Annotated in this window: 19 protein-coding genes and 1 pseudogene; 13 read left to right on the top strand and 7 right to left on the bottom strand. The window is 73.1% G+C overall.

The window, feature by feature from the left end:
* Nucleotides 1-15 precede the first annotated feature (15 nt).
* From C5N14_RS08670 to C5N14_RS08655, 3 genes are all read left to right on the top strand, one after another.
* The gene (locus tag C5N14_RS08670) at nt 16-285 is read left to right on the top strand and encodes a hypothetical protein (protein WP_243639326.1); all 270 of its coding nucleotides are present in this window, start codon (nt 16-18) and stop codon (nt 283-285) included.
* 194 nt (nt 286-479) lie between these two features.
* Entirely contained in the window at nt 480-785 is a 306-nt protein-coding gene (locus tag C5N14_RS08660; RefSeq protein ID WP_243639325.1) for an urease accessory protein UreD, read from the top strand.
* A 20-nt stretch (nt 786-805) separates the two neighbouring features.
* The gene (locus C5N14_RS08655; RefSeq protein WP_117667303.1) at nt 806-1,840 is read left to right on the top strand and encodes an urea transporter; all 1,035 of its coding nucleotides are present in this window, start codon (nt 806-808) and stop codon (nt 1,838-1,840) included.
* A gap of 82 nt (nt 1,841-1,922) precedes the next feature.
* Here C5N14_RS08655 and C5N14_RS08650 read toward each other — a convergent pair whose 3' ends face one another.
* Nucleotides 1,923-3,122, bottom strand: a complete 1,200-nt coding sequence (locus C5N14_RS08650) for a DUF418 domain-containing protein (RefSeq protein WP_117667300.1) — start codon at nt 3,120-3,122, stop codon at nt 1,923-1,925.
* Between the two features lie 114 nt (nt 3,123-3,236).
* On the opposite strand from C5N14_RS08650, the gene C5N14_RS08645 reads away from it, so the two are divergent.
* Nucleotides 3,237-3,995: a TetR/AcrR family transcriptional regulator gene (locus tag C5N14_RS08645; protein WP_117667298.1), complete on the top strand. Its 759-nt coding sequence runs from the start codon at nt 3,237-3,239 to the stop codon at nt 3,993-3,995.
* Nucleotides 3,996-4,268: 273 nt separating this feature from the next.
* A pseudogene (locus tag C5N14_RS34125) lies at nt 4,269-4,550 on the top strand (glycosyltransferase 87 family protein); the annotation flags it as partial.
* Nucleotides 4,551-4,561: 11 nt separating this feature from the next.
* Here the strand turns inward: C5N14_RS34125 and C5N14_RS08635 are convergent.
* The gene (locus tag C5N14_RS08635; RefSeq protein WP_117667296.1) at nt 4,562-6,265 is read right to left on the bottom strand and encodes a tetratricopeptide repeat protein; all 1,704 of its coding nucleotides are present in this window, start codon (nt 6,263-6,265) and stop codon (nt 4,562-4,564) included.
* 906 nt (nt 6,266-7,171) lie between these two features.
* Here C5N14_RS08635 and C5N14_RS08630 point away from each other — a divergent pair.
* The gene (locus C5N14_RS08630) at nt 7,172-8,224 is read left to right on the top strand and encodes a S1 family peptidase (protein ID WP_117667294.1); all 1,053 of its coding nucleotides are present in this window, start codon (nt 7,172-7,174) and stop codon (nt 8,222-8,224) included.
* Nucleotides 8,225-8,345: 121 nt separating this feature from the next.
* Here C5N14_RS08630 and C5N14_RS08625 read toward each other — a convergent pair whose 3' ends face one another.
* Entirely contained in the window at nt 8,346-8,894 is a 549-nt protein-coding gene (locus C5N14_RS08625; protein WP_243639323.1) for a winged helix-turn-helix domain-containing protein, read from the bottom strand.
* Between the two features lie 332 nt (nt 8,895-9,226).
* Here C5N14_RS08625 and C5N14_RS08620 point away from each other — a divergent pair, with 332 nt between their 5' ends.
* Nucleotides 9,227-13,591, top strand: a complete 4,365-nt coding sequence (locus C5N14_RS08620; RefSeq protein WP_243639321.1) for a S8 family serine peptidase — start codon at nt 9,227-9,229, stop codon at nt 13,589-13,591.
* 89 nt (nt 13,592-13,680) lie between these two features.
* Here C5N14_RS08620 and C5N14_RS08615 read toward each other — a convergent pair whose 3' ends face one another.
* Entirely contained in the window at nt 13,681-14,196 is a 516-nt protein-coding gene (locus tag C5N14_RS08615) for a winged helix-turn-helix domain-containing protein (RefSeq protein ID WP_117667288.1), read from the bottom strand.
* Nucleotides 14,197-14,515: 319 nt separating this feature from the next.
* Between C5N14_RS08615 and C5N14_RS08610 the strand changes: the two genes are divergently transcribed.
* Nucleotides 14,516-16,048 carry a glycosyltransferase family 39 protein gene (locus C5N14_RS08610; RefSeq protein ID WP_243639318.1) on the top strand — a complete coding sequence of 511 codons (1,533 nt, stop codon included), beginning with the start codon at nt 14,516-14,518 and terminating at the stop codon, nt 16,046-16,048.
* A gap of 150 nt (nt 16,049-16,198) precedes the next feature.
* Here C5N14_RS08610 and C5N14_RS08605 read toward each other — a convergent pair whose 3' ends face one another.
* Nucleotides 16,199-17,089 (bottom strand): GNAT family N-acetyltransferase, encoded by an 891-nt coding sequence (locus C5N14_RS08605; protein WP_117667286.1) that lies wholly within the window; start codon nt 17,087-17,089, stop codon nt 16,199-16,201.
* A gap of 344 nt (nt 17,090-17,433) precedes the next feature.
* Here C5N14_RS08605 and C5N14_RS08600 point away from each other — a divergent pair, with 344 nt between their 5' ends.
* The 5 genes from C5N14_RS08600 (at nt 17,434) to C5N14_RS08580 (ending at nt 21,363) form a co-directional block, all read left to right on the top strand.
* On the top strand, nt 17,434-18,678 hold the full coding sequence (locus C5N14_RS08600; RefSeq protein WP_117667284.1) for a CdaR family transcriptional regulator: 1,245 nt from the start codon (nt 17,434-17,436) through the stop codon (nt 18,676-18,678).
* A gap of 77 nt (nt 18,679-18,755) precedes the next feature.
* Entirely contained in the window at nt 18,756-18,959 is a 204-nt protein-coding gene (locus tag C5N14_RS08595; RefSeq protein WP_117667282.1) for a hypothetical protein, read from the top strand.
* A gap of 297 nt (nt 18,960-19,256) precedes the next feature.
* Complete coding sequence (locus C5N14_RS08590; protein ID WP_117667280.1) at nt 19,257-19,538, top strand: potassium transporter TrkA; 282 nt, start codon at nt 19,257-19,259, stop codon at nt 19,536-19,538.
* 95 nt (nt 19,539-19,633) lie between these two features.
* Entirely contained in the window at nt 19,634-19,918 is a 285-nt protein-coding gene (locus C5N14_RS08585) for a TraR/DksA C4-type zinc finger protein (protein WP_128763540.1), read from the top strand.
* Nucleotides 19,919-20,079: 161 nt separating this feature from the next.
* Nucleotides 20,080-21,363 (top strand): FAD-binding oxidoreductase, encoded by a 1,284-nt coding sequence (locus C5N14_RS08580; RefSeq protein WP_117667275.1) that lies wholly within the window; start codon nt 20,080-20,082, stop codon nt 21,361-21,363.
* Nucleotides 21,364-21,484: 121 nt separating this feature from the next.
* On the opposite strand, the gene C5N14_RS08575 is transcribed toward C5N14_RS08580, so the two are convergent.
* Together C5N14_RS08575 and C5N14_RS08570 are read right to left on the bottom strand one after the other, a co-directional pair.
* Nucleotides 21,485-22,498: a cupin-like domain-containing protein gene (locus C5N14_RS08575; RefSeq protein ID WP_207892658.1), complete on the bottom strand. Its 1,014-nt coding sequence runs from the start codon at nt 22,496-22,498 to the stop codon at nt 21,485-21,487.
* The gene (locus C5N14_RS08570; RefSeq protein WP_117667273.1) at nt 22,495-22,779 is read right to left on the bottom strand and encodes a hypothetical protein; all 285 of its coding nucleotides are present in this window, start codon (nt 22,777-22,779) and stop codon (nt 22,495-22,497) included. Before C5N14_RS08570 ends, C5N14_RS08575 begins: the two co-directional genes overlap by 4 nt.
* Nucleotides 22,780-22,965 lie beyond the last annotated feature (186 nt).

The raw sequence follows: 22,965 nt of genomic DNA, 5'->3' as shown, positions 1-22,965 counted from the left end.
GAAGGATCAGGACCAGTGCATCTGACGCCCAAGGAATCTCTCGATGGCATGGTGGCCGACCAGCACTGGTCGGCCGTGGTCAAGGGCGCGAAGAGGTACGTCCCGCTCGCCGTGGACCGCAAGGGCATGGAGTCGGTGATGCGTACCCACGCGTTCACCGGGATCACCCATGGGTTCGTCCCCGGCACCGAGGCGATCGCGTACCTCGCGCCGCACGAGTCGCGGCGGTCGTTCGGCGGCGCGGACTCGACCCCGCACTCCCACCTGCCCGCCAACCTCGACTGAGGAGGGCTCGTGCGCGCGATGGTCGAGACGCTGAAGCTGTTGCAGTTCGTCCACGACCGAGCACCCTCCAGGACTTCGTCCGCACGACCATCCGGCTCGCCGCCACGGGGGACGGCGTCGCGCTGCTCACCGGGCACCGCGGCGCCACCGCCGGTCGTGTTCACCGACTGCAAGACGGGCGAGGGAATCGACGGATGGACGTCGACCTGGCGCCGGGCAGCCAGGCGCACGTGGTCACCCAGGCCGCCACCAAGATCCAGGAGATGGACGCGAACCACGGCTCGCAGATCCAGACCTGCACCCTCGCCTCCGACACCCGTCTGGGCCGCCGCGACGCCGCTGGCCGGCGCCGTCAGCCGGCTGCCGAACGACGCCGGGCTGATCTTCAAGGTCCTCGGGCAGGAAGCGGAGCCGGTGCGCGAAGCGATCCGCGCCTTCTGCGTGCCGCCCGCGAGGAAGTCACCGGTCGGACCTTCCCGCCGGCATCCAGTTGGCGTTGACGCAAGCGAAGGAGACAGAGATGGCCGAGGCCGCGCGGGGCTGGAAACGGCTGAGCGACCGCTACCCGGTGGTCGGGTTCGTCGACGCGTGTCTGCGCGGGACCGCGCAGGTCGTCCTGCAGAACAACCCGCTGACCGGCCTGCTCATCCTCGTCGCGATCGCCTGGGGCGCGTTCGAGAACGGCATTCCCCGGGTCTTCGGCGGCGCCGTACTCGGTGTCGTCGTCGGCACGGCGACGGCGGTCGCCCTCCAGGTCGACCGGACGTCGTTGCGGCACGGGCTGTTCGGCTTCAGCCCGCTGCTGACCGGGATCGGCGTCGCGACCTTCCTCGACCACCGGCCGTTGATGTGGCTCTACCTGGTGTTCGGAGCCGCCGCCACGACCGTGGCCACCCTTGCTCTGAACCGGGTCTTCAAGACCTGGGGGCTGACCGCGTTCACCTTCCCGTTCGTGCTCACCACCTGGGTGCTGTTGCTGGGGGCCTACCAGTTCAGCCGGTTCACCGTGCTGACCAACCTCAAGCCGATCTTCCCCGGCGAGGGGACGCTGGCCGCCGGCAGGTTCGACTGGGACCTCGTGCCGACCTTCCTCCGGGGGGTCTCCCAGGTGTACCTCACCAACAGCTGGGTCAGCGGGCTGATCATCGTGATCGCGCTGCTGGTCAACTCCCGCTGGTCGGCGCTGTTCGCGGTCGTCGGCAGCGTCGGCGCGACCCTGCTGGCGCTCTGGTTCGGCGCCGACGGGCTCTCGCTCGACAAGGGCCTGTACGGCTTCAACGCGGTGTTGACGGCGATCGTGGTGGGAGCCGTCCTGCACCGTCCCGGCCCGCTGGTGACGGTCTACACCCTGTTCGGCATCGGCCTGACGCTCTTCGTGCAGGTGGCTCTGGCGAGCGTGCTCACCCCGCTGGCCATCCCGGTGCTGACCGGGCCGTTCAACTTCGCCACCTGGTTGCTGCTGCTGCCCCAGCGGCACTTCGCGTCGGTGCCCGACCACGAACGTGTCAAGGAAGCCGCTGTCTCGGCGGTGAAGCGTACTGGAGCAGGGCGTTGAGCGCCGTCAGGACCGACCTGGCGAGCACGGTGACGGCGAGCCCTCGAACCCGGCCGGCCGGGGCGGTTCTATGCTGCGGCGACTACGTCCGGGGCCCGTAGGTCAGGCGGCGTAGGACGATCTCGGCGGGACCGGCCTGCCCGCGCTTGTCGAGCAGGTGGGCGATCAGAACGGCCGCGAGCCAGACGGCCACCGCGATGATCAGGCCGGTCGCCGTGGGGCTGCCGAAACGGTGGCCGAGGGCGAGCGTGAAGGGCGCCAGGAGGACCAGCCAGGCCACCGACTGGAACAGGTAGCCCGACAGGGAACGCCGGCCCAGGGCCGAGAGCGCGCCGACGACGGGGCCGGGCCGGGTGACCCGCATGGCGATCAGGCCGAAGACGGCCACGTAACCCGGGCCGGCGAACATGCCGCTACCGCCGTGGAGCACCAGCATCAGGCTGGCGGTGGACTCGTCGGCGTTCAGCCATCCGGCGCTGACCAGGGCGGCCGGGAGGCCTCCGGCGATGGCGACGCCGAGGCCGAGGACGGCGGTCCACGTGAGCAGGCTCCGGTGGCGGGCCGGCTCTTCGAGGACCCGGCGGCGGGCGGCCCACATGCCCAGCCAGGTGATGATGATGAAGGGCAGGACGGTCAGCGTGTGCACCGGCCATTCGCCGAGGCGAGCCAGCATGGACGCGAGGTACCCGGGGGCGGCGAGGGAGTCGACGTGGCCCGACGGCAGCGGGACCGACCCGCCCGAGCCGCCGAGGAGGCCGCTCGTCACGACGGCGCCGATGACCAGGATCTCGACCGCCGACAGTGCCCAGAGCACCAGCGCGATCCGGTGGAACCTGTCGCCCCGGCGCAGCAGCACCAGGGTCATCACGATCCCGACGATCCCGTAGGCGCCGAGGAAGTCGCCGTAGTACAGCAGGGTGGCGTGTGCGAACCCGAAGACGACGAGCCAGAGGTTGCGGCGCAACAGCACCGAGCGGACCTGCTTCGGCGTGGCGCCGGAGGCGTCCTGGCGGCGGGCGAGCTGGACGAGTCCGTAGCCGAACATCACGGCGAAGACCGGGTATCCGCGGGCGTGGACGAGTTCGAAGAGCAGGAGGTTGAGCCCGCGTTCGGCGCCCTCCGGCGTGGCGTCGAGGCCGGGCTCGCCGGCGAAGACGACTCCGGCGGCGTTGGCCAGCGCGATGATCAGCAGCATCGCTCCCCGGGCAAGGTCCGGCGCGAGGGCGCGTTCGGCACGCCGTACCGGTCCTCTCGGCGTCCGTGGTGCGGTGTCAATGCTCATGGTCGTCCCTCTCCCCGAGAACCAGTCTTTAGTTTCTCAGGGAAAGTATCACAGACAAACTAATGAGGTCTGGCATGATGGGGCCGGATTTCGGCCGGGCGAACGAGGGAGCCAATGACCAGCGAGGACTTCGTTCCGGCGTCGCTGCGCCGGCTGTGGGGGATGTCGGAGCCCTCGCGTCTCGGGCGGCCGGCGGCCCTCGACGTCGGCCTGGTCGTCCGCGCGGCGGTGGAGATCGCCGACCGCGACGGGCTCGGCGGCGTGACGCTTCCCAAGGTCGCCAAGAGCCTCGGTTTCACGGGGATGTCGCTCTACCGGTACGTCGGCTCCAAGGACGAGCTGCTCACGCTCATGGCCGACTGTGCCCTGGGCGCGCCGGGGGAGATGGACACCGACGACTGGCGCGCAGGGCTGCGCGGCTGGGCCTTCGCGCAGCGCACGGTGTTCCAGCGTCGGCCGTGGCTGACGCGGTTGCCCACCTCCGGTCCGCCCTCCGGACCGAACCAGATCGCCTGGATGGAGGTCGCGCTGGCGATCATGTCCGGCACCCGTCTCGACTGGGCGCACAAGGTCGGCACCCTGTCACTGATCAGCGGCTACGTGGTCCAGTCGGTACGGCAGGACCGCGAACTCGCCGAGGGCAGGGCCGAAGGTCAGGGGCAGGCCGACGCCGAGCGTGACTACGGCCGCGCGCTGGCGCGGCTCGTCAAGCCCGAGCGCTTCCCCGAGATGGCACGACTGTTCTCCTCGGAACTGTTCGAGGCGCCGCCGCCGGACACCCCCGACGCGGCGATCGCCGACGCGGACTTCTCGCTCGGGCTGGAGTTGATCCTCGACGGCGTCGCCGTCCGCATCGGACGCTCCGGCTCCTGACGCGCGCCCCAGGACGGCCCCGGGGCGCACGTCGACGGCCGGTTCAGTCCGTCGTCACCCTCTGTCTGAAGAGGCCGTCGATCGGGCGAGGGGGCGTCCGCCGGTCGTCGAGGGCGGCACCCGATTCGACAACCTCGACGTCTTCCTCTGGTCCGTCGTGCGCTACCACGCGGTGCGGGCCGGCGTGCTGGAGCGGGCCGCGGTCGAGGCGGATTTCCTGCGCACCCCGTCCGCTATTTGTCAGCCGGTGCTCCAGCGACGGGTGACGCTCTTGTGGGCGGGGTGCGTGTCGATCGCTCTGGTCTCCTGCGGCCTGGTCCTGCGCCGTGCCGAGCCGCTCTCCGATCTGCACATCTACTACGGAGCGCTGGCGCACATGCAGTCGGGGCGCCCCCTGTACGAGTACGTCGCGGAGAACGGGGGCCCTTCACGTACCCGCCGTTCGCGGCCCTCGTCCTGTGGCCGATCACCGCCGTCCCCGAGTCGGTGGTGCGGGTGGCCTGGCTGGCGATGACCTGCCTTGCCGTGGTGCAGGTGGCGGCACCGTCAACCCGCCCCGCCCGCGGTCACCCGACCATCGCGCGACGGCAGCGATCAAGCTCCGCGCGCAGGTCGCGCCGCAGCGCCCGGTCCAGGCGGGGCTGGGCGAGCGCGTCGGTGAAGTCGCGGGCGGCCTCGTCCCACCGCCCCAGCCGCATGAGCGCGGTGCCCCGGTTGTAGCGGGGCACGGGCGCCGCCGACAGCGCCACCGCCCGGTCCAGGTCGGCCACGGCGGCGGCCACGTCGCCGCGTTCGAACCGGACGGCAGCCCGGTTCGTCCACGCCTCGACCAGCCCCGGATCCCCGGCCAGGGCCCGGGTGAGCAGCTCGTCGGCCTCGGCGAGGCCGCCACGCTCCGAACGGATGAGCCCGAGGGTGCACAGCAGCGCCGGCTCCTGCGGAGCCATCGCCAGCCCGGCCAGCGCGCCCGTCTCGGCCGCGTCGAACGCACCGCGCTCCACGTGCAGGTTGACCAGGGCGATCCGGGCGTCGAGGTGTCCGGGGTCGATGGCGAGCACCCGGTCCAGGTCCGCGCGCGCCCGCTCGGGGCGGCCCCGTTCCTGCTGGAGCACGGCCCGGTTGTAGTACGCCTCGGGCAGGTGTGGTCCCAGGCGGATCGCGGTGTCGTAGTCCCTGATCGCGGCCGAGGACCGCCCCGCCGCCCGATGCAGGGCCGCCCGGTCCACGTAGTACTCACAGTTGTCGGGATCATGGGCGATCACGGTGTCGAGGTCGGCCAGGGCCTGCGCCGGATCGCCGAGCGCCAGGTGTACCTGCGCCCGGTTGTGCCGCAGCCGGGCCAGGTCCTGCGGGCGCTCACCGGGGCCGAGCACCGCCGTCAGCCGGGCCAGCCCGTCGTCGATCAGCCGCAGCGCGCGGGCGGGTTCGCCCGCCCTGCTGTCCAGCAGCGCCAGGCCCTGCTCGTAGAAGACGGTGGACAGCACCCGCTGCCGCGGGTCGTCCAGGCCGGTGGCGAGGTGGATCGCCTGCTCCAGCCAGTGCCGCGCCTGCGCCGGGTCCTGGTCGGCCGCCGGTAGGTGCCGGGCGTACAGCATGGCGGTGGCGTACGCGGCCGACATGGTGATCTTCGGGTCGCCGGTGGCGGCGCGCGCCTCGCGATAGAGGTCGAGCGCCTCGGTGGCCTCGTCCAACGCCGCCAGGGCGGTGGCCAGGCCGGTGGTGAACGCCCACCAGTGCCGCAGGTCGCCGTCCGGGGTCACCGTGGCACGCCCGCGCCGCGCCACCCGGGCCGCGTGGTGGTAGAAGCCACGGGCCAGACTGTCGCCCAGGGCCCTGCGCGTCGCGTCCGGTGTCGGGTCGGCCGCTGCCGGCTCGCGGTCGCCACCGTCGCGCAGCTCGAGGCGTACCGGGGACGACCCGATCCGGCGGGTCAGCGCGTCCAGCAGCTCGCGGGTGGTCTCGTCGGCGCTGGCGATGTGGTCGAACCGGACCGTCACCGGGCGTCGCAGCTTGCTCGCCCAGGTGGCCACGAACTCCGCCGCGCCGTAGGCCAGGCAGGCGGTGCGCCGGGCGGGATGGAACCGGATCGGCTCCTCCTCGGCGGCCGGTCGTGCCGCGTGGTCGAGCCGGGGCGCGATGGCGTGCAGCTCGACCACGTGGCGGGACGCCAGGCGGGGGCTGTCGGCGGCGATCCGGCCGAGGAAGTCGGCGACCCCGGCGTACGGCCCGTGGGCGCGGTGGCAGTCGTAACCGCCCGGCTCACCGGTCACGGCGGGCCCCTCTCCGCAGTGGCGGGCGCCCGAGGGCGCCCGCCGTGCCGGGAACTACCAGCACCACTCGATCCAGAGCCGGCGGGCACCGGACACCAGACGCAGCGCGCTCGTGCGGCGGACGGTCATCTTCTTCACGGGAACCTCCACAGTGATTCACTTCAGGACAGAGGCAGAGCGTAAACCCGATCAAGGAGAATATGAAGACCACTCGTGACCAGACTGGGGGCATCGCCCCCGCGACCCCTACCGGACACGGGTGAGGTGCGGCAAGGCAGCCCAGGCGTCCCCGCGTTGCCGGCGCGGCGTCGGTGGCCGCCGACGACGATCTGCGCCGGTCCGGTCGGGCGGCGCGATCAGGGCTGCTGTTCGTCGTCGCCCACCGGCACGCTCTCGCCGTCGTGCTGGTAGCGCACGACCAGGTGCTCGTCCGGCTGCTCCGCCGTGGCGGTGCCACGGGTCTGTGGCACCGGCCGGCCGGACCTGACGGCCCCGGGCGGGGCCGTGCCGGTGCCCCGGACGGCCCGGCCGGCCGCGAGCGCGGCGGGCGGCCCGGCCCGCCGAGGGTGCCCGAGCAGCCAGCGCCGGCGGCGATTTTCGCCGGAATCGATCCTGTCCCGCCATCCGGTCGGACAGGCGCGCGGACCGGCCCGACCGGGGTTGCCGACCGGGCTTGCTGACCTGCGAAGTCTCGGCGAATAGCCGCCAATCATCCGACATGCCGCTCGTCGGGCTGTCGGGACCCAAGCTGTGAGAAGTGGCCGATTCCGGCCAACCGTCACTCTTGCAATCATTGTTAAATCTATGAATACTTCGACGCCTCCGATCGGGTGGGTCTCACCGGCCGATCGGTTGCCCGGGGCTACCCGAGAGGGCAGCCCGTGCTCAGCTCCAGGAGGTATCCACATGCGACTCTCCGGGTCCCCGCTGCGCCACGTCACCGCCATCTCGGTGGCCGGCGCCCTGGTCGTCGGCGCGCTGACCAGCGCTCCTGCCCAGGCCGCACCCGCGAAGAACGCCTCCCCCGACCAGGCCACCGCGCTCGCCGCCGCACTCGGCGAGCGCTCCGGCGGGGCGTACGCCCAGGCCGACGGCACCATGGTCGTCACCGTGACCGACGCCGCCGCCGCCCGAAAGGTCCGCGCGGCCGGCGCGACCCCGAAGCTCGTCGCCCGTGGTGCGGACGACCTGGCCCGCGCCACCGCCACCCTCGACAGTTCCGCCCGGATCCCCGGCACCGCGTGGTGGACGGACCCGGCGACCAACCAGGTCGTCGTCTCCGTCGACAGCACCGTTACCGGCGCGAAGCTCCAGCGCGTCGAGGGCGTCGCCGAACGGCTCGGCGGCACCGTCCGCATCGAACGGGAGGCCGGAAAGCTCAGCACCCGGGCCGCCGGCGGCGAGGCCATCTGGGCCGAGGGCGGCGGTCGCTGCTCGCTCGGCTTCAACGTCCGCAGCGGCGACAGCTACTACTTCCTCACCGCCGGGCACTGCACCGCCATCGCCGCCAACTGGTACGCCGACTCCGGGCAGAGCAGCCCGCTCGGCTCCGGCGGCACCGGCAGCTTCCCCGGCGACGACTACGGCATCGTCCAGCACAGCAACGCGTCCGCCGCCGACGGCAGCGTCTACCTCTACGACGGCACCACACAGGACATCACCGGCGCGGCCGACGCCTTCGCCGGGCAGTCGGTGCAGCGCTCCGGCAGCACCACGGGCCTGCACGGTGGCACCGTCGAGGCGGTCGGCGCCACGGTGAACTACGCCGAGGGTACGGTCACCGGCCTGATCCGCACCACGGTCTGCGCCGAGCCGGGCGACAGCGGCGGCGCGCTCTTCAGCGGCAGCACCGCTCTGGGCCTGACCTCGGGCGGCAGCGGCAACTGCTCCTCCGGCGGGACGACCTACTTCCAGCCGGTCACCGAGGCGCTGAGCGTCTACGGGGTGGAGATCGTCTGATCGACGCACCACCAGTGAGGGCCGCCGCGACACCGGCGGCCCTCACGCCTGTTCCCGGGACGGACGCCGGGTGAACGGGCGCGCCGACTGGTGACCGCGCTCCGCGGTGGCGGGTCAACCGTCACGCGCCGCTGACCCTCGGCTGTCGGTGGTCGGTCAGCCGGAGCCCGACACCGCGTACCGCGACGACGGTGACGCCGGTGCCGATCTGGCCGAGCTTGCGCCGCAACCGCTTCACCAGGGACTGCACGTCCGCCGTGCGCTGGCGTCCCTCGGCCCGCCAGACCGAGCGGTGCAGCTCGGCGTAGCTCCAGACCCGGACCGGCTCGGTGACCAGGCAGGCCAGCAGGTCGTGTTCGAGCCGGGTGAGGGAGACCTCACGGTTGCGGCAGCGGGCGGTCAGCCGGGCCGGGTCGATCCGCAGGGTGTCCTCCGGTGGCGCCGGTGCGGCGGCCCGGGCCCCCGCCGCCGCGCCGGGCGGCGGCTGCGAGGCCGCGATCAGCCTGCGCAGCTCGTCGAGGTCGGCCACCAGCAGCAGCGGCGCGATGCCGTCGAGGCGTTCGGCGAGCCGGATCCGTTCGGCCGGTGACGGTGTCACCGCGATCACCAGCGGGAACGGGCTGGCGGTCTCGTCGAACCCGTCCGGCGTCGTGCTGTCGTCCTCGGTCACCGCACCCACCCGGAAAACGATGGGCAGTTTCTGCCCGACTTGGTCATGGCCGTGACAGTAATTGTCAAACCCGTCGTCAAGCAGGCAACTCCTAGCGACAAGTTGCTCACGTGGCGTGCTTGATCGTTCACCTTTTTCGATCATAGTGTCCACACAGGCAGCCGGCGTGACCCGCTCGGCGCCTGGGGGGCCTGGGGGGTTCGTTCCGGTGTGATCCAGACGGGAGATGGGTCGTCTGCACCCTTCGCCATGGCTCGATTGACCGCGGGTCGTTTCTGGAGGAGACAGCACCGATGCTGAGACGTCCACACGGGAGGCGCCTGATCAGGCGCTTGGCGAGCGCGGGCGCGGCGATCGCCCTCGCCGCGACAGCTCTGGCGGCAACCGGCTCCGGCGTACAGGCCGCTCCGGGGGGAACCGACGCGTCCGCGTCGGCGGAGAAGATCCGACCCGAACTGATGAGCCAGCTCCAGGCCAAGAGCGAGAGCGACTTCTGGATCCGCTTCACCGACCGGGCCGACCTGAGCAAGGCCAGCGCGATCAAGGACTGGACCAAGCGGGGCGCCGCCGTCGCCGATGCGCTGCGCAGGAGCGCCGTCGACAGCCAGGCCAAGGTCCGGGCCGAGCTCGACGGCTCGGGCGCCAAGTACCAGTCCTTCTGGGCGACCAACGCCATCAAGGTCAGCAGCGGCTCCCTGAGCATGGCGCAGAACTTCGCCGCGCACGCCGAGGTCGAGGGCGTCTACGCCTCGACGGCCTACGAGCTGCCCAAGGTCACCAAGGGCAGCGACGAGAAGGCGGCGAACGCCCTCGAGTGGGGCATCGCCAACATCAACGCCGACGACGTCTGGTCCCAGTACGGCGTCACCGGCGCGGGCATCACGGTGGCGAGCATCGACTCCGGGGTGCAGTTCGACCACCCGGCGCTGGTGGGCGCCTACCGCGGCAACAACGGCGACGGCACCTTCGACCACAACTACAACTGGTTCGACGCCGCCGGCGAATGCGCCAGCGCGCCCTGTGACGGCGACGGCCACGGCACGCACACCATGGGCACGATGGCCGGCTCCGCCGACGCCAACCAGATCGGCGTCGCGCCCGGGGTCAGGTGGATCGCGGCCAACGGCTGCTGCCCGAGCGACGCCGCACTGATCACCTCCGGTCAGTGGATGCTCGAGCCCACCGACCTCGACGGCCAGAACCCGGACGCCAGCAAGCGGCCCAACATCATCAACAACTCGTGGGGCACCCGGACCCCCTCCAACGACCCGTTCATGGAGGACGTGACGCTGGCCTGGGCCGCGTCCGGCATCTTCGGGACCTGGTCCAACGGCAACAACGGCCCGGCCTGCCAGACCAGCGGCTCACCGGGCAGCCGGAGCAGCAACTACTCCACCGGCGCGTACGACGTCAACAACACGATCGCCAGCTTCTCCTCCCGGGGGACCGGGCAGAACGGCGACATCAAGCCCAACATCTCGGCGCCCGGCGTCAACGTCCGCTCCAGCGTTCCCGGCAACGGCTACGGCAGCCTCAGCGGCACCTCGATGGCCGCGCCGCACCTCGCGGGCGCGGTCGCGCTGCTGTGGTCGGCGGCGCCCGCGCTGGTCGGTGACGTCACCGCGACGCGCGCCCTGCTGGACGACTCGGCGATCGACAAGGCCGACACCCAGTGCGGCGGCACCGCCGACGACAACAACGTCTACGGCGAGGGTCGACTGGACGCGCTCGCCCTGCTCGCCGCCGCCCCGATCGGCGACACCGGCACCCTGGCCGGCAAGGTCACCGACGCGGCCGGCGCCCCGCTGCCGGGCGCCACGCTGGCCCTCACCGGCCCGGCGACCCGCGAGCTGACCACCGGGACCGACGGCACGTACTCGACCCTGCTCCCGGCCGGCGAATACCAGGTCGCCGTGACCGCGTTCGGCTACGGGAGCAAGACGGTGCCGGCGACGGTCACCAAGAACGTGACCACGACGCTCGACGTCGCCCTGGCCGCCGTGCCGAGCGTGACGGTCAGCGGCTCGGTCACCGACGGCTCCGGACACGGCTGGCCGCTGTACGCCAAGGTCAGCGTCGTGGGCCTGCCGGTGTCCGACTACACCACGCCCGCCAACGGCCGGTACAGCTTCACGCTCCCCGCCGGCGCGACGTACCAGGTCAAGGTCGAGCCGCAGTACCAGGGCTACCAGACCGTGACGAAGGACGTCAGGGTCGGCTCGGGCAACACCACCCACAACGTCGCCGTGCCCGTGGACTCCGCCGCCTGCACCACGGCGCCCGGGTACACGTACGGCTCGGACGGCGTGTACGAGACCTTCGACGGCGACCGCGTGCCGGCCGGCTGGTCGGTGGTGGACCACGCCGGCACCGGCCAGGTGTGGGACTTCGCCGACGCCGGCGACCGGGGCAACCTCACCGGCGGCACCGGCCACTTCGCGATCATCGACAGCGACAACTACGCCAGCGGTGGCCGGCAGGACACCTCCCTGGTCAGCCCGGTCGTCGACCTCACCGACGTGGCGACCCCGGTGATCCGGTTCAACCAGGACTACAACTGGCTGAACTCCGACCGCGCGGACGTCGACCTCAGCCTCGACGGCGGTGCGACCTGGGCCAACGTGCTCCGGCAGGCGGCGGACGTCCGCGGCCCGCGGGTGACCGAGGTGCCGATCCCGCAGGCCGCGGGCAAGGCGGAGGTCAAGGTCCGGTTCCACTACTACGAGGCGTCCTGGGAATGGTGGTGGCAGGTCGACAACGTGCTGATCGGTAGCGAGATCACCTGCAAGCCGACCAACGGCGGCCTGGTGCTCGGGCACGTCCGGGACAAGAACGACAACGGGTACGTCAACGGCGCCACCGTCACCAGCGACGACCGGCCGGCGGAGACCGCCACCACCGTGGCCACCCCCGACGACACCGGTCTGCAGGACGGCTTCTTCTGGCTGTTCTCGTCGCTGACCGACGCGCACCGCTTCACCGCCAAGGCCGGCAACTACGTCAGCCAGAGCAAGCAGGTCGACGTCCAGGCCGACTGGGCCACCCCCGTGAACTTCCAGCTCGCGGCCGGCCGGCTGTCGGTGCAACCGGCCGCGGTCAACGCCACGGTCCGGATGCCCAGCGGCAAGGCCACCAAGACCGTCACGGTGACCAACACCGGCGGGGCCCCCGTCAAGGTCCAGTTCAGCGAGCGCGACGACGGGTTCGAGCTGCTGCGGGCCGACGGCTCCCGCCTGTCCGAGCAGCAGATCCTCAGCTCCTCCGGCGCTCCGGCGCAGCGGCTCACCGCCGCCACGTCGTTCGCCGCGCAGGCGTCGGGCAAGGCGAGCACCGCCACCTCCGCCCCGGTCGGCCCGCAGGCCGAGCCCTGGACGGACATCGCCGACTACCCGACGAACCTGATGGACAACCGGGTGGTCAACCTGAACGGCAAGGTGTACTCGATCGCCGGCGGCAACGGCACGGCGTCGACCGCGAAGAACTACGTCTACGACCCGATCGCGCAGAGCTGGACGGCGATCGCCGACCTGCCCGGCGCGCGCAACGCCGTGACGGCGGGCGTCGTCGACGGGAAGATCATCGTGACCGGCGGCTGGGGGCCCTCCGGCCCCGACGGCACCACCTGGTCGTACGACCCGGCCGCCAACACCTGGACCGAGAAGGCGGACAACCCCGCGCCGCGGTCCGCCGCCGGTCAGGCGGTCGCCGACGGCAAGCTGTACGCCATCGGCGGGTGCACCACGGCGAACTGCACGCCGATGTCGAACGACGTCGTCCGGTACGACCCGGGCAGCAACAGCTGGGAGGCGCTGCCCGACTACCCGAAGTCGGTGGCGTTCCTGTCCTGTGGCGGGATCGGCGGCACCGTCTACTGCACCGGCGGTAACGACGGATCGGCGGCGCAGAAGGTCGGCTACGCCTTCGACCCGGGCGCCAACGCCTGGACCGCCATCGCCGACGCGCCGGTCGACAACTGGGCCAGCTCGTTCGCCGTCGCCAACGGCAAGCTCCTGGTCGTCGGCGGTTCGCAGGGCGGTGCCATCACCAACGCCGGCTTCGCCTACGACCCGGCCACCAACTCGTGGTCGAACCTGCCCAACGCCAACACCGCCCGGTACCGTGGCGGCGCGGCGTGCGGCTTCTACAAGGTCGGCGGCTCGTCCGGTGGCTTCACCGCCACGGCGGACAGCGAGGCCCTGCCCGGGTTCGGGGAGTGCGCCGAGGCTGCCGCGGACGTCAGCTGGCTGACGATCGACAAGACGGCGGCCACCCTGGAGCCGGGCCAGAAGGTCACGGTCACCGTGGGCATCGCGGCCACCGTCGACCAGCCCGGCACCTACTCGGCGTCGATCCTGATCAAGGAGGACACCCCGTACACGGTGCCGCCGGTGGCGGTGACGATGACCGCGCAGCAGCCGACCACCTGGGGCAAGCTGATGGGTACGGTCACCGGGACGAGCTGCCAGGGGGCCAGCGCGCCGATCGCCGGCGCGGTGGTCCAGGTCGACTCCTGGGCGATGTCGTGGACCTTCGCCACCGACGCCGAGGGCCGGTACGCCTACTGGCTGGACAAGCGGAACAACCCGCTGACCATGATCGTCGCCAAGGACGACTGGAAGCCCCAGACCCGGCAGACGAAGATCACTACCGCCACGCCCACCGTGGAGAACTTCGCCCTGTCCCCGATCCGTTGCTGACCACTGACCGCTGACGAACAGATCCGGCCCGCCTGGTCGCCCGACCAGGCGGGCCGGACCCGTCCCGCAGCGGCGTGCCGGCCTCGCGGTCAGTACACCGTGAGGCGGAGGCCGACCCCACGCACCGCGTGGATCGTCGCCGACGCGCCGAGCCGGACCAGCTTGCGCCGTATCCTGCGGACCACGGAGTGCATGTCGGAGCGCCGGCCCAGGTGTTCGGTGCCCCAGACCTCGCGGTGCAGCCGCTGGTAGCTCCACATGTGTCCGGGCGTGCCGACCAGGCAGCGCAGGAAGTCGTGCTCCAGCGGGGTCAGGTCGATCTCGCGGCCCTGCCAGCACAGCACCCGGCGATCCGAGTCGATGCTCAGTTCCGACGCCGGCGGGCCACCGTCGGCCACCGGTTCGGTCGGCGCGGTCCGCTCGGCCGGCGCGGCCCGCACGGACGCCGCGGCGGCAGGCCGGCGGACCACGCCGAGGAACCGCCGCGCCTGGTCCACGCTCGACACGATCAGGAACGCCTCGGTGCCGCCGAACAGTTGCGCGAGTTGCCGGCGGTGCGCCGGTGAGGAGGCGATGCCGATGACCAGGGACGCGATCCCGCTCATCCTCCGCCCTTCCCCATCCCCTGCTCGCGGGATGGTGTCTTGCTGACGCCGTTCGATCGCTTCGGTGGTGGTGGCGTGGCGGGACCGGGGCGCAGCCGGTCGGCGCGCTGACGGTCCGCGACGGACCGGTGACGCCATGGTCGCCTCCCGGGCATCGGTATAGTAATGCACGTCTATGTTGCCGGCAACGCCCCAAGCCGGGCAGACGTGCCCCCGGCGGGCACGTACCCCGTCCCGCCGCCCCGCTGTCCGAGCCGGGCGCGGGCGACGGCCCGCCGGACGATGACGTCGGTGGGTTCCAGGCTCTACGGTGAGGGTCGTGACGCTGCCGGTGACCTTTCGTCCGCCGTCCGATGTGCCCCGCCCGGGGCCCGCCGTGCCCGCCTTCGCCGCGGCGCCCGTCGCCCTGGTGGCCTCGGTGGTGGCGGGCCTGCTCGCGGTGACCGCCGACGGGTACGGCTACCACCGCGACGAGCTGTACTTCCGGTTCCTGGGCTTCCACCCCGGGTGGGGCTACGTCGACCAGCCGCCGGGCACGCCGCTGCTCGCCCGCGCCGCGGTGGAGGTCTTCGGGGACAGCGTGTGGGGGCTGCGGGTTCCGGCGGTGCTGGCGGCGGTCGCCGTGGCGGTGCTGCTGGCCCTGGTCGCGCGGGAGGCCGGCGCCGGCCGGTTCGGGCAGAGCGTCGCCGCGTGCGGCGCGGCCGGCACGTTCGTGCTGCTGCTCGGCCACGTCCTGCTCACCGCGTCGGTGGACATGGTGATCTGGCTGGCTGTGCTGCTGTTCGCCCTGCGCGCGCTGCTGCGCGCCGAGCCCCGCTGGTGGCTGGCCGCCGGCGTGGCCGTCGGGGTCGGGCTGTGGTTCAAGCTGCTGATCGTGCTGCTGCTGGCCGTGTTGGTGGCGGCGGTGCTGGTCGCCGGGCCGCGGTCGGCGCTGCGCTCGCCCTGGCTGTGGGCGGGGGCGCTGGCCGCGCTGCTGATCGGCTTGCCGAACCTGGTCTACCAGGTGGCCAACGGCTTCCCGCAGCTCGCCATGGCGGACGCGCTGCGGGCGAACAAGGGCGCCGAGGCGCGCGTCCTGCTGGCGCCGTTCCAGTTCGTGGTCGTCGGCCTGCCGCTGGTGCCGGTCGTCGTCGCCGGCCTGGTCGCCCTCCTGCGCCGGCCGGCGCTGCGGCCGGTCCGCGCGCTCGCCCTCGGGTACGGCCTGCTGCTGGTGGTGCTGTTCGCGCTGGCCGCGCAGCCCTACTACACCGTCGGGCTCGTCCTGGCCCTGTACGCGATCGGTGCGAGGGTCGTCGAGGGGTGGGCGACAGGGGCCGCCCGCCGGGCGGTGCTCGCGGCGGCACTGGCCCTGAACACGATTGGGGCGGTGGCGTTCGCCCTGCCGGTGTTCCCGCTGTCGGTGCAGGAACGCATCGGTGTCGCGGAGGTCAACCAGGGCACCCGGGACCAGATCGGCTGGCCTGCCTACACCCGGCAGGTCGCCGACGTCTACGCCGCCCTGCCGCCGCCGGACGCCGCGCGGGCGGTGATCGTCACCGGCAACTACGGGGAGCACGGCGCGATCCACCGGTACGGCCCCGCGTTGGGGCTACCCGTCGACCGGCTCTACAGCGGCCAGAACGAGCTGCACCGCATCGCGGCCCCCGGCGAGGGCGGCACGGTGGTCGTGCTCGTCGGCCTCGGCGAGGACGGCAGTGTCATGCGTACCTGGTTCGCCTCGTGCGAGACCGTCGCCCGCCTCGACCACGGACTCGACATCGCCAACGAGGAGCAGGGGCGGCCGATCACCGTCTGCCGCCAGCCGCGGCAGCCCTGGTCGGTGCTGTGGCAGCGGTTCCAGCACTACGACTGACGCCGCGCCGGCTGTGGCGCGTGCCGCCGGCGACCGGGCGGTGCTCGTCCTCGGGGCGCGCCGGCACCCCGCAGACCTGCCCGCGACCGGGGCGACGGGACGGTCGTTGGCCGCCCCGGTCCGCCACGAGGACGGACCGGGGAGCGGGCTTCACACCAGGTCGACGCGTTCGTACTCGATCGGGTAGCCGGCCCGGGCGAAGGTGGCCGCCATCGGGGTGTTGTGCTGGTCCGTGGCCGCCGCGATCCGGTCCGCGCCCGCCTCGACCAGGAGATGGGTGGCCTCGGCGAGCAGGTCGTAGGCGTAGCCGTGGCCGCGTTGCTCGGGCAGCACGCCGATGAACGCCACCACCGGGTCGGTGTGGTTGCGGCTCGGCACGGCGATGCCGGCCAGGTGCCCGTCGGCGGTGTACGCCAGCCGCCACCAGTCGCGCGGGCCGGGCATCCAGAGCAGGAGGTCGAGGTCCTCCTGCGCGGCGGCCTGCGGGCCGTGCCGCTGTGCCGCGTGCCGGAAGTGCGCGTCGAGGCTGCCCTCGCCGACGCGGCGCAGCACGTCCAGGATCACCGTGTCGTCGGGCTCGGGGCGGAACTCCAGCCGTCCCGGCCGCTCGGGCAGGCCGCAGTCGGCGGTCCACCGGTAGCGGTAGCGCTCGACGAGCACCGCCATGCCGGCGGCGGTCGCGGCGTCGATCCGGGCCTGCGCCTGCGCGCGGACGGCGGGCGCGTCCCGCCACCCGGGCGGCAGCGAGATCGAGTACTCGGCCCGCAGCGGCGCGGCGCGCAGCAGTTCGACGGCCGCCTCGGCGTCGGTGAAGTCGAACCAGTCGAGGGCGAGCGGGGCCGGGTCGTCCGGTCCGGCCCACCAGGCGGCGCGGGCGACCACGGTGCCGTCGCGCAGGGCGACCCAGGTCCACTCGGGGCGGTACGTGCCGTCGGCGTACGTCTGACCGAACGCGGCGCGTCCGACGAGCCCGGGGTCGGGCAGGGAGTCGAAGAGGTGCTTCTCGCCCGCGACGAGCGGGCGGATGACCAGGTCGGTCATGGGGGTCCTTCCGGGAGGCGTGTGCCCCCGGTTCAGGAACCCGGCGTCCTCGTGGCCGGCGGGGAGCACATGACGGTGGTGCGGGTCATGGGGCTCACCTCCCTGCCGGTGTGTTGATCGAGGACGCGGGGGAAACCGTAGCAGACGCCGCGGGCTCCCCGCCTGGGCAATCCCGACAGGGGGGCCCGCAGCCGGAGCTAGACTGCCGGTACCCGGCAACGAAGCGCCGGGCCGTCCGGTCGATCCCGCCCGCCGGGCCGACCGTGGGTCGCGCGGGACGGCTGGCGGCGCTGCCGCCGGAGTCGCAGCGCGCCGGTGGCGGTCAGGCGTGAAGGCGAGGCGCGATGGCGGACAACACCCGGTCGACCGGCCGGCGTCCCGGGGCTGCCGTCGCGCCCGAGGACCGTTGGCTGGCCGAGGTGGCCGCGGGCGCGAGCCGCGACGCCGGCGGGATCGACGTGCGACTGCTGGGGGAGTACCTGCCGATGCTGGCCGACGCGGCGGTGCACGGACGCCGCCCCCGCCGCGAGGAACTGGACGTGGTGGAGGCGCTCGGCAGGCGGGCCGCGGAACAGGGCATATCGGCGGGGCGGGTGGTGCAGCTGTACCTGTCGGCGGCCCGCCGGCTGTGGCACGACCTGCCGGCCGTGGCGCGCTCGGGTGACTGCGAGGCGGTGCGGGTCGCGGCGACCGCGGTGCTGCAGGTGGTCGACGACGCGGTGGCGACCCTCGCCGAGGGCTACGCGGTGGCGCGACGCGACCTGGTGCGCCGGGAGGAGGCGCTGCGGCGCGAGCTCGTCGACGACCTGCTGCGCGGCGACTCCGACCTGGGCACGCTGGTCGAACGGGCCGAGCCGTTCGGGCTGGACCTGGCCCGGGCGCACCGGGTGGCGCTGGCCGCGCCGAGCCGCCGGCTGCCCGACGCCGACGCGGCGATCAGCGCGCTGGAGTCGGTGATCTTCGACCGGCTCGGCGACCGCGACGTGCTGGTGGCCACCAAGGAGGGCCTGCTGGTGGTCATCGCGCCGGCCGACGCGGCCACCGCGCAACTGGTGGCACCGGTTTCCGAGCCGCGCGGTGAGCTGGGGCGGCTGATGCACCGGGAGCTCACCCGGCTGCCGCGCGGGGATGCGTGGCGGGTCGCGGTGGGCCGGGCCCATCCCGGGCTGTACGGCATCGCCCGCTCCTACGAGGAGGCCCGCGAGGCGTTGTCGATGGCCGAACGGCTACAGGTGAACGCCCCGGTGGTCGACGCCCACGACCTGCTGGTCTACCGGGTGCTGCTGCGCGATCAGCCGGCGATCGTCGACCTGGTGCAGGCCGTGCTCAGCCCGCTGGCCGACGCCAGGGGCGGTGCCCAGCCGCTGCTGGACACCCTGCGGGAGTACTTCGACACCGGGGCGGTGGCCACCGAGTCGGCCAAGCGCCTGCACGTGTCGGTACGCACCGTCACCTACCGGCTCGACCGCGTCCGGCGGCTGACCGGCTACCACCCCGCCGACCCCGCCCACCGGTTCACCCTGCAGGCGGCCGTGCTCGGCGCGAAGGCCCTCAACTGGCCGGCGCAGCCCCTGCCGACCGCCGGCTGAACGCCGCCCGCCCGACGGTCGGCGGCCGGCCCAAACGGCGATCGGGCACGGCCCGGGAGGTGGGCTATAGTCGCCGCATGCACGCCGGGCACGCCTACCTCGGCGTCGGCGAGCGCAGACCGCTGTCGACGCTGTTCGTGCTGGCCGTGCTCGTGGTCGTCCTCTGCGCGGCACGGGCGGTGGGCCTGTGCATCGTCTTCCGACTGGGTCGTCGCGCCGTGCCGGGCTGTGTGCCGGCCTGGTCCGCCGACCGCGCTCCGCCGCAGCTCGCCGTCGCCTGACCCCTGCTCCCCGCGCACCGGCCGCGACCGGCCTGGTCGTCGTCCGGGCCGGCGGCGGCCCGCGTCGACACCTGCCGGCGCCGTGCGCTGCCCGCTGCCCGCTGCCCGCGTCCTGCCGGCCCCGCTGACCTGCCAGACCTCGGCAGGTCCGGCCGGCACCGGAGTCATCCACCCACCGATCTCGGCACGTCAGCCGGGTGGACGGCGGCTCCGGCGGCCGACCGTCGGCGAGCCCCGCGTGGCCGCCGACCAGCCCAACCGCGCCTCACCCGTCACACCTTCTGCGGAGCTGCCCCCATGGAAGTCGAACACACCCCACTGCCCGGTATCGGAATGCGCCACTGCTTCACCACCGAGCGCGGGCGCAGGGTGGGTGTCGTCACCCACCACGCCAGCGGCCGTCGCGACCTGGTGCACGACGACGGCAGCGACCCGGACAGCAGTTGCAGCCTGACACTGACCCGCGCCGAGGCGATCGCGCTCGCCGGGTTGCTCGGCATCCTGGACATCGTCGACGTGACCGACGGCCCGGACCACCGCATCCCCGACCCCGAACCGCAGACCGGACCCGGATCATGACCGCCGCCGCCCCTCGTGCGCCTCGGTTCCCACGAGCGGAGAACGGGACGAGGATCCGTTCGGTCAGCCGACAGAACGACCTTGACGTGCTGCGGATGGTGCTGGAGGAACAGTACGCGCGACACCACACGCAACTCGCCCTGCTCGCCCGGCAGGGCGCCCAGCCCGACCACCCGGCGGCCGACACGGACACCACCGCGGCGTTGACGGCCGCGTCGCGTCGCGCGCTCGACGACCTCGCCCGCGCCCTGCGCCACCTGGAACAGGGCCGGTACGGCACCTGCCGGCGATGCCGAACCGACATCCCCATCGAGTACCTGGCCCACCGGCCCGGCGCGAGGTTCTGCCCGCGCTGCGACGCCGCGTCCACCCGCCGGTGAGCCGGCGGCGCGACCCGGCGCCACCACCACGGATTGCCGGGCGCCGGCAAGACGACAGGCCCAGCTTGACCGGTGGCGGCCCTGGCCGGGGTGGGCGGCGCGCGGCCATGGTTGGGCCATCTGCGGCCGGGCGTGTGCCCGCCCCAGGAAAGGAGCAGGCAATGTCACCGGAACCCGAGCAGCAGCACGCGCCGGCGTTCGTGGCCGACGCACCGCGTGACGTTGCGGTCGTCGGGGCAGGGATGGTGGGTCTGTCCACCGCCTGGTTCCTGCAGGAGGCGGGCGTGCACGTCACGGTGTACGAGCGGCACCACGTGGGTTCCGGGGCCTCCTGGGGCAATGCCGGGTGGTTGACGCCGGGCTTGACCGCGCCGCTGCCGGAACCGGCGGTGCTGCGGTACGGGCTGCGGGCGGTGCTCAGCCCCCGGTCGCCGGTGTACCTGCCGCTGCGTGCCGACCGTGGCCTGGCGCGCTTCCTCACCTCGTTCGTGGCGCACAGCACGGCACGGCAGTGGCGGCGGGGGATGGCGGCCTACGTGCCGCTGAACGAGCGGGCCCTGGAGGCGTTCGACGTGTTGGCTGCGGGCGGGGTCGCCGCGCAGACGACCCGGGCGGGCAGTTTCCTGGCCTGCTTCGCCGGGGAACGCGACGCGCGGGGCCTGCTGGCCGAGCTGGAGCAGATCCGCGACGCCGGCCAGGAGGTCAGCTTCCACCCGGTCACCGGCTGGCGGGCGCGTGCCCTGGAGCCGGCGCTGACCAACCGGGTGGCCGCCGCCATCCAGATCTACGGGCAGCGCTACCTGGACCCGCCCGAGTTCGTGCGCTCGCTCGCCGAGGCGGTGCGGGCACGCGGCGGTGAGATCGTCGAAGGCGTCGAGGTGGCCGACCTGCGGCCCCGGTCCGGCAGTGTCTCGGTGCTCTCGGGTGCCGACGAGAGACAGCACGACGCCGTTGTCGTCGCCACCGGCGCGCTGCTCGGCGGGTTGACCGCCCGCTTCGGCGTGCGACAGCCGGTGCAGGCGGGCCGCGGCTACAGCTTCAGCGTGCCGGTCCGGCAGATGCCGCGCGGCCCGCTCTACTTCCCGACCCAGCGGGTGGCGTGCACGCCGCTGGGCGATCGGCTGCGGGTGGCCGGGATGATGGAGTTCCGTCGTCCCGGCGACCCCCTCGACCCACGGCGGATCACCGCCATCGTGGACGCCGTCCGCCCGTTCCTGACCGGCGTGGACCTCGACGACCGGCGCGACGAGTGGGTCGGCTCCCGGCCCTGCACCCCCGACGGGCTGCCGCTGGCGGGCGTCACCGCCTCCCCACGGGTGTTCGTCGCCGGTGGCCACGGCATGTGGGGCATCGCGCTCGGCCCGGTCACCGGGCAGCTGATGGCCCAGACCGTGCTCAAGGGGGAGGTGCCGCCGGAGTTGGCGCCGTTCGACCCGCTGCGCTGAGCCGGCACCCGCGAGGGGCGGGCCGCCCGCGCCGACCCGGGCCACCCACCCCGGGTACGCGCACGGATGGTCACGCCACGTCACGGCGGCGTAGCCGGTCGGCGGCCCGGCCCCGGGGGCGTCACTCGTCCTGGCCCGCGGCCGGCGGGGTCGCCATCTTGTGGTTCTGCCCGGCAACCCGGAAGTGGTGGAAGGTGACCGTGGCGCTGACGTCCAAGGCCTGCACCCAGTGCCACCAGCCGACGGGGACGAGCAGCATCTGCCCCGGTTCCAGGACGGTCTCCAGCACGGTCGCCTCGGCGAACCGGGGGTGCCGGGTGAGGTCCGGTCGGGCGGCGTCGACCGCGCTGAACGTCCCGCCGCGCGGGTAGACCAGGTGCCGCTCGTACGAGGGCACGAGGCGTACGTGCTTGCGGCCGAGCACCTGGCACAGCAGTACCGTGCTGTTGTCCACGTGCAGCGGTGTCACCGTGCCCGCCGGGCCCAGCAGCAGATGCCCGAGGGCAGCCGGGTCCACGATCCCCTCGGGCGGGCGCACGTCGGCGGCGAGCGGGCGCAGCGCCTGCGACCAGTTCTCGTTGCGGGGCACCATGTAGTAGTCGTTGGTGCGGGTCCCGGACCGGAGCAGCGTCAGGTAGTCGCGGAACGGCATGGTGGTGCGGTGGCGGTCGTACTGCCAGGCGTGGTCGGGGTTGGCCTCCCGCCCGGTCATCACCTCGACGACCGCGTCGCCGCAGGCCGCGGCCAGGCCGTCGAGGGTCCAGTCGAGCGCGGGCCAGTCCGTCATCAGGCCGTCCAGCACGACGGGCCGGTGGCCGAAGTAGTACCGGGCGAAGAACTCCTCCGGTGTGATGCCCGCACGGCGCTCCAGGGTGCCGCCGCCGTCGCTGTTGCGCAGCGTCCGGTAGGTGTCCAGCACGGACTCCATCCAGTCGTAGCGCAGCGCGAGGCGGCGGCACACGGCGAAGTACGGGTGGGCGGTGAGCTCGCGCAGCTCCGCGTCGACGGCGTCCGCGTCGGCGCCCGCGGCGACGGCGGCGGCCCGTGCCTGCTCGACGGGGGCGCCCATGGCCAGGTTCTCGACCAGCCACTCCTGCCAGACGCGGTCCAGCCCGGGGGTGGCGAGCACGGTCATGCCGCGCCGCCCGGGACGGCGGTGAGTTGGGCCGGGCGGGTGTACTCGGCGCAGACGACGTAGTTGTTCTTGACGTGGGCGGGGAAGTGGTCGGCGTCGGGGACGGCGGTGAGTTGGGCCGGGCGGGTGTACTCGGTGCAGTTGACGTAGGAGTTCTTGACGTGGGCGGGGAAGTGGTCGGCGTCGGGGACGGCGGTGAGTTGGGCCGGGCGGGTGTACTCGGCGCAGTTGACGTAGGAGCCCTTGACGTGGGCCGGGAAGTGGTCCGGAAGTGAGGTCATGGATCAGAGTCAACGTGCCGGGTCGACCCGGCCGCCAGGGACAGGTGTCCCGTCCGGCCGGGAGCCTCCGGCGCCGTCGGCGGATCGACCCGGCGGGCGGTGGGGCCGGCGGTCACCGCCCGGGCGGTGTCGCGCCGTTCCGGACGTATCGTCGCGTGTATCAACTGTGTGAACTTGTGTGAACAT

The sequence above is a fragment of the Micromonospora sp. MW-13 genome (assembly GCF_003434305.1).
Lineage (GTDB): Bacteria > Actinomycetota > Actinomycetes > Mycobacteriales > Micromonosporaceae > Micromonospora.
Note: the sequence above shows the minus strand (reverse complement) of the source record. Positions and strands in the feature narration are given on the sequence as shown.

What these genes read in the sequence shown, in the direction of transcription:
- C5N14_RS08575 (WP_207892658.1), bottom strand. Translation starts at nt 22,498, where the DNA reads ATGACCGTGCTCGCCACCCCCGGGCTGGACCGCGTCTGGCAGGAGTGG.
- C5N14_RS08590 (WP_117667280.1), top strand. Translation starts at nt 19,257, where the DNA reads ATGGAAGTCGAACACACCCCACTGCCCGGTATCGGAATGCGCCACTGC.
- C5N14_RS08630 (WP_117667294.1), top strand. Translation starts at nt 7,172, where the DNA reads ATGCGACTCTCCGGGTCCCCGCTGCGCCACGTCACCGCCATCTCGGTG.
- C5N14_RS08595 (WP_117667282.1), top strand. Translation starts at nt 18,756, where the DNA reads ATGCACGCCGGGCACGCCTACCTCGGCGTCGGCGAGCGCAGACCGCTG.
- C5N14_RS08660 (WP_243639325.1), top strand. Translation starts at nt 480, where the DNA reads ATGGACGTCGACCTGGCGCCGGGCAGCCAGGCGCACGTGGTCACCCAG.
- C5N14_RS08655 (WP_117667303.1), top strand. Translation starts at nt 806, where the DNA reads ATGGCCGAGGCCGCGCGGGGCTGGAAACGGCTGAGCGACCGCTACCCG.
- C5N14_RS08650 (WP_117667300.1), bottom strand. Translation starts at nt 3,122, where the DNA reads ATGAGCATTGACACCGCACCACGGACGCCGAGAGGACCGGTACGGCGT.
- C5N14_RS08580 (WP_117667275.1), top strand. Translation starts at nt 20,080, where the DNA reads ATGTCACCGGAACCCGAGCAGCAGCACGCGCCGGCGTTCGTGGCCGAC.
- C5N14_RS08600 (WP_117667284.1), top strand. Translation starts at nt 17,434, where the DNA reads ATGGCGGACAACACCCGGTCGACCGGCCGGCGTCCCGGGGCTGCCGTC.
- C5N14_RS08645 (WP_117667298.1), top strand. Translation starts at nt 3,237, where the DNA reads ATGACCAGCGAGGACTTCGTTCCGGCGTCGCTGCGCCGGCTGTGGGGG.
- C5N14_RS08585 (WP_128763540.1), top strand. Translation starts at nt 19,634, where the DNA reads ATGGTGCTGGAGGAACAGTACGCGCGACACCACACGCAACTCGCCCTG.
- C5N14_RS08615 (WP_117667288.1), bottom strand. Translation starts at nt 14,196, where the DNA reads ATGAGCGGGATCGCGTCCCTGGTCATCGGCATCGCCTCCTCACCGGCG.
- C5N14_RS08570 (WP_117667273.1), bottom strand. Translation starts at nt 22,779, where the DNA reads ATGACCTCACTTCCGGACCACTTCCCGGCCCACGTCAAGGGCTCCTAC.
- C5N14_RS08605 (WP_117667286.1), bottom strand. Translation starts at nt 17,089, where the DNA reads ATGACCGACCTGGTCATCCGCCCGCTCGTCGCGGGCGAGAAGCACCTC.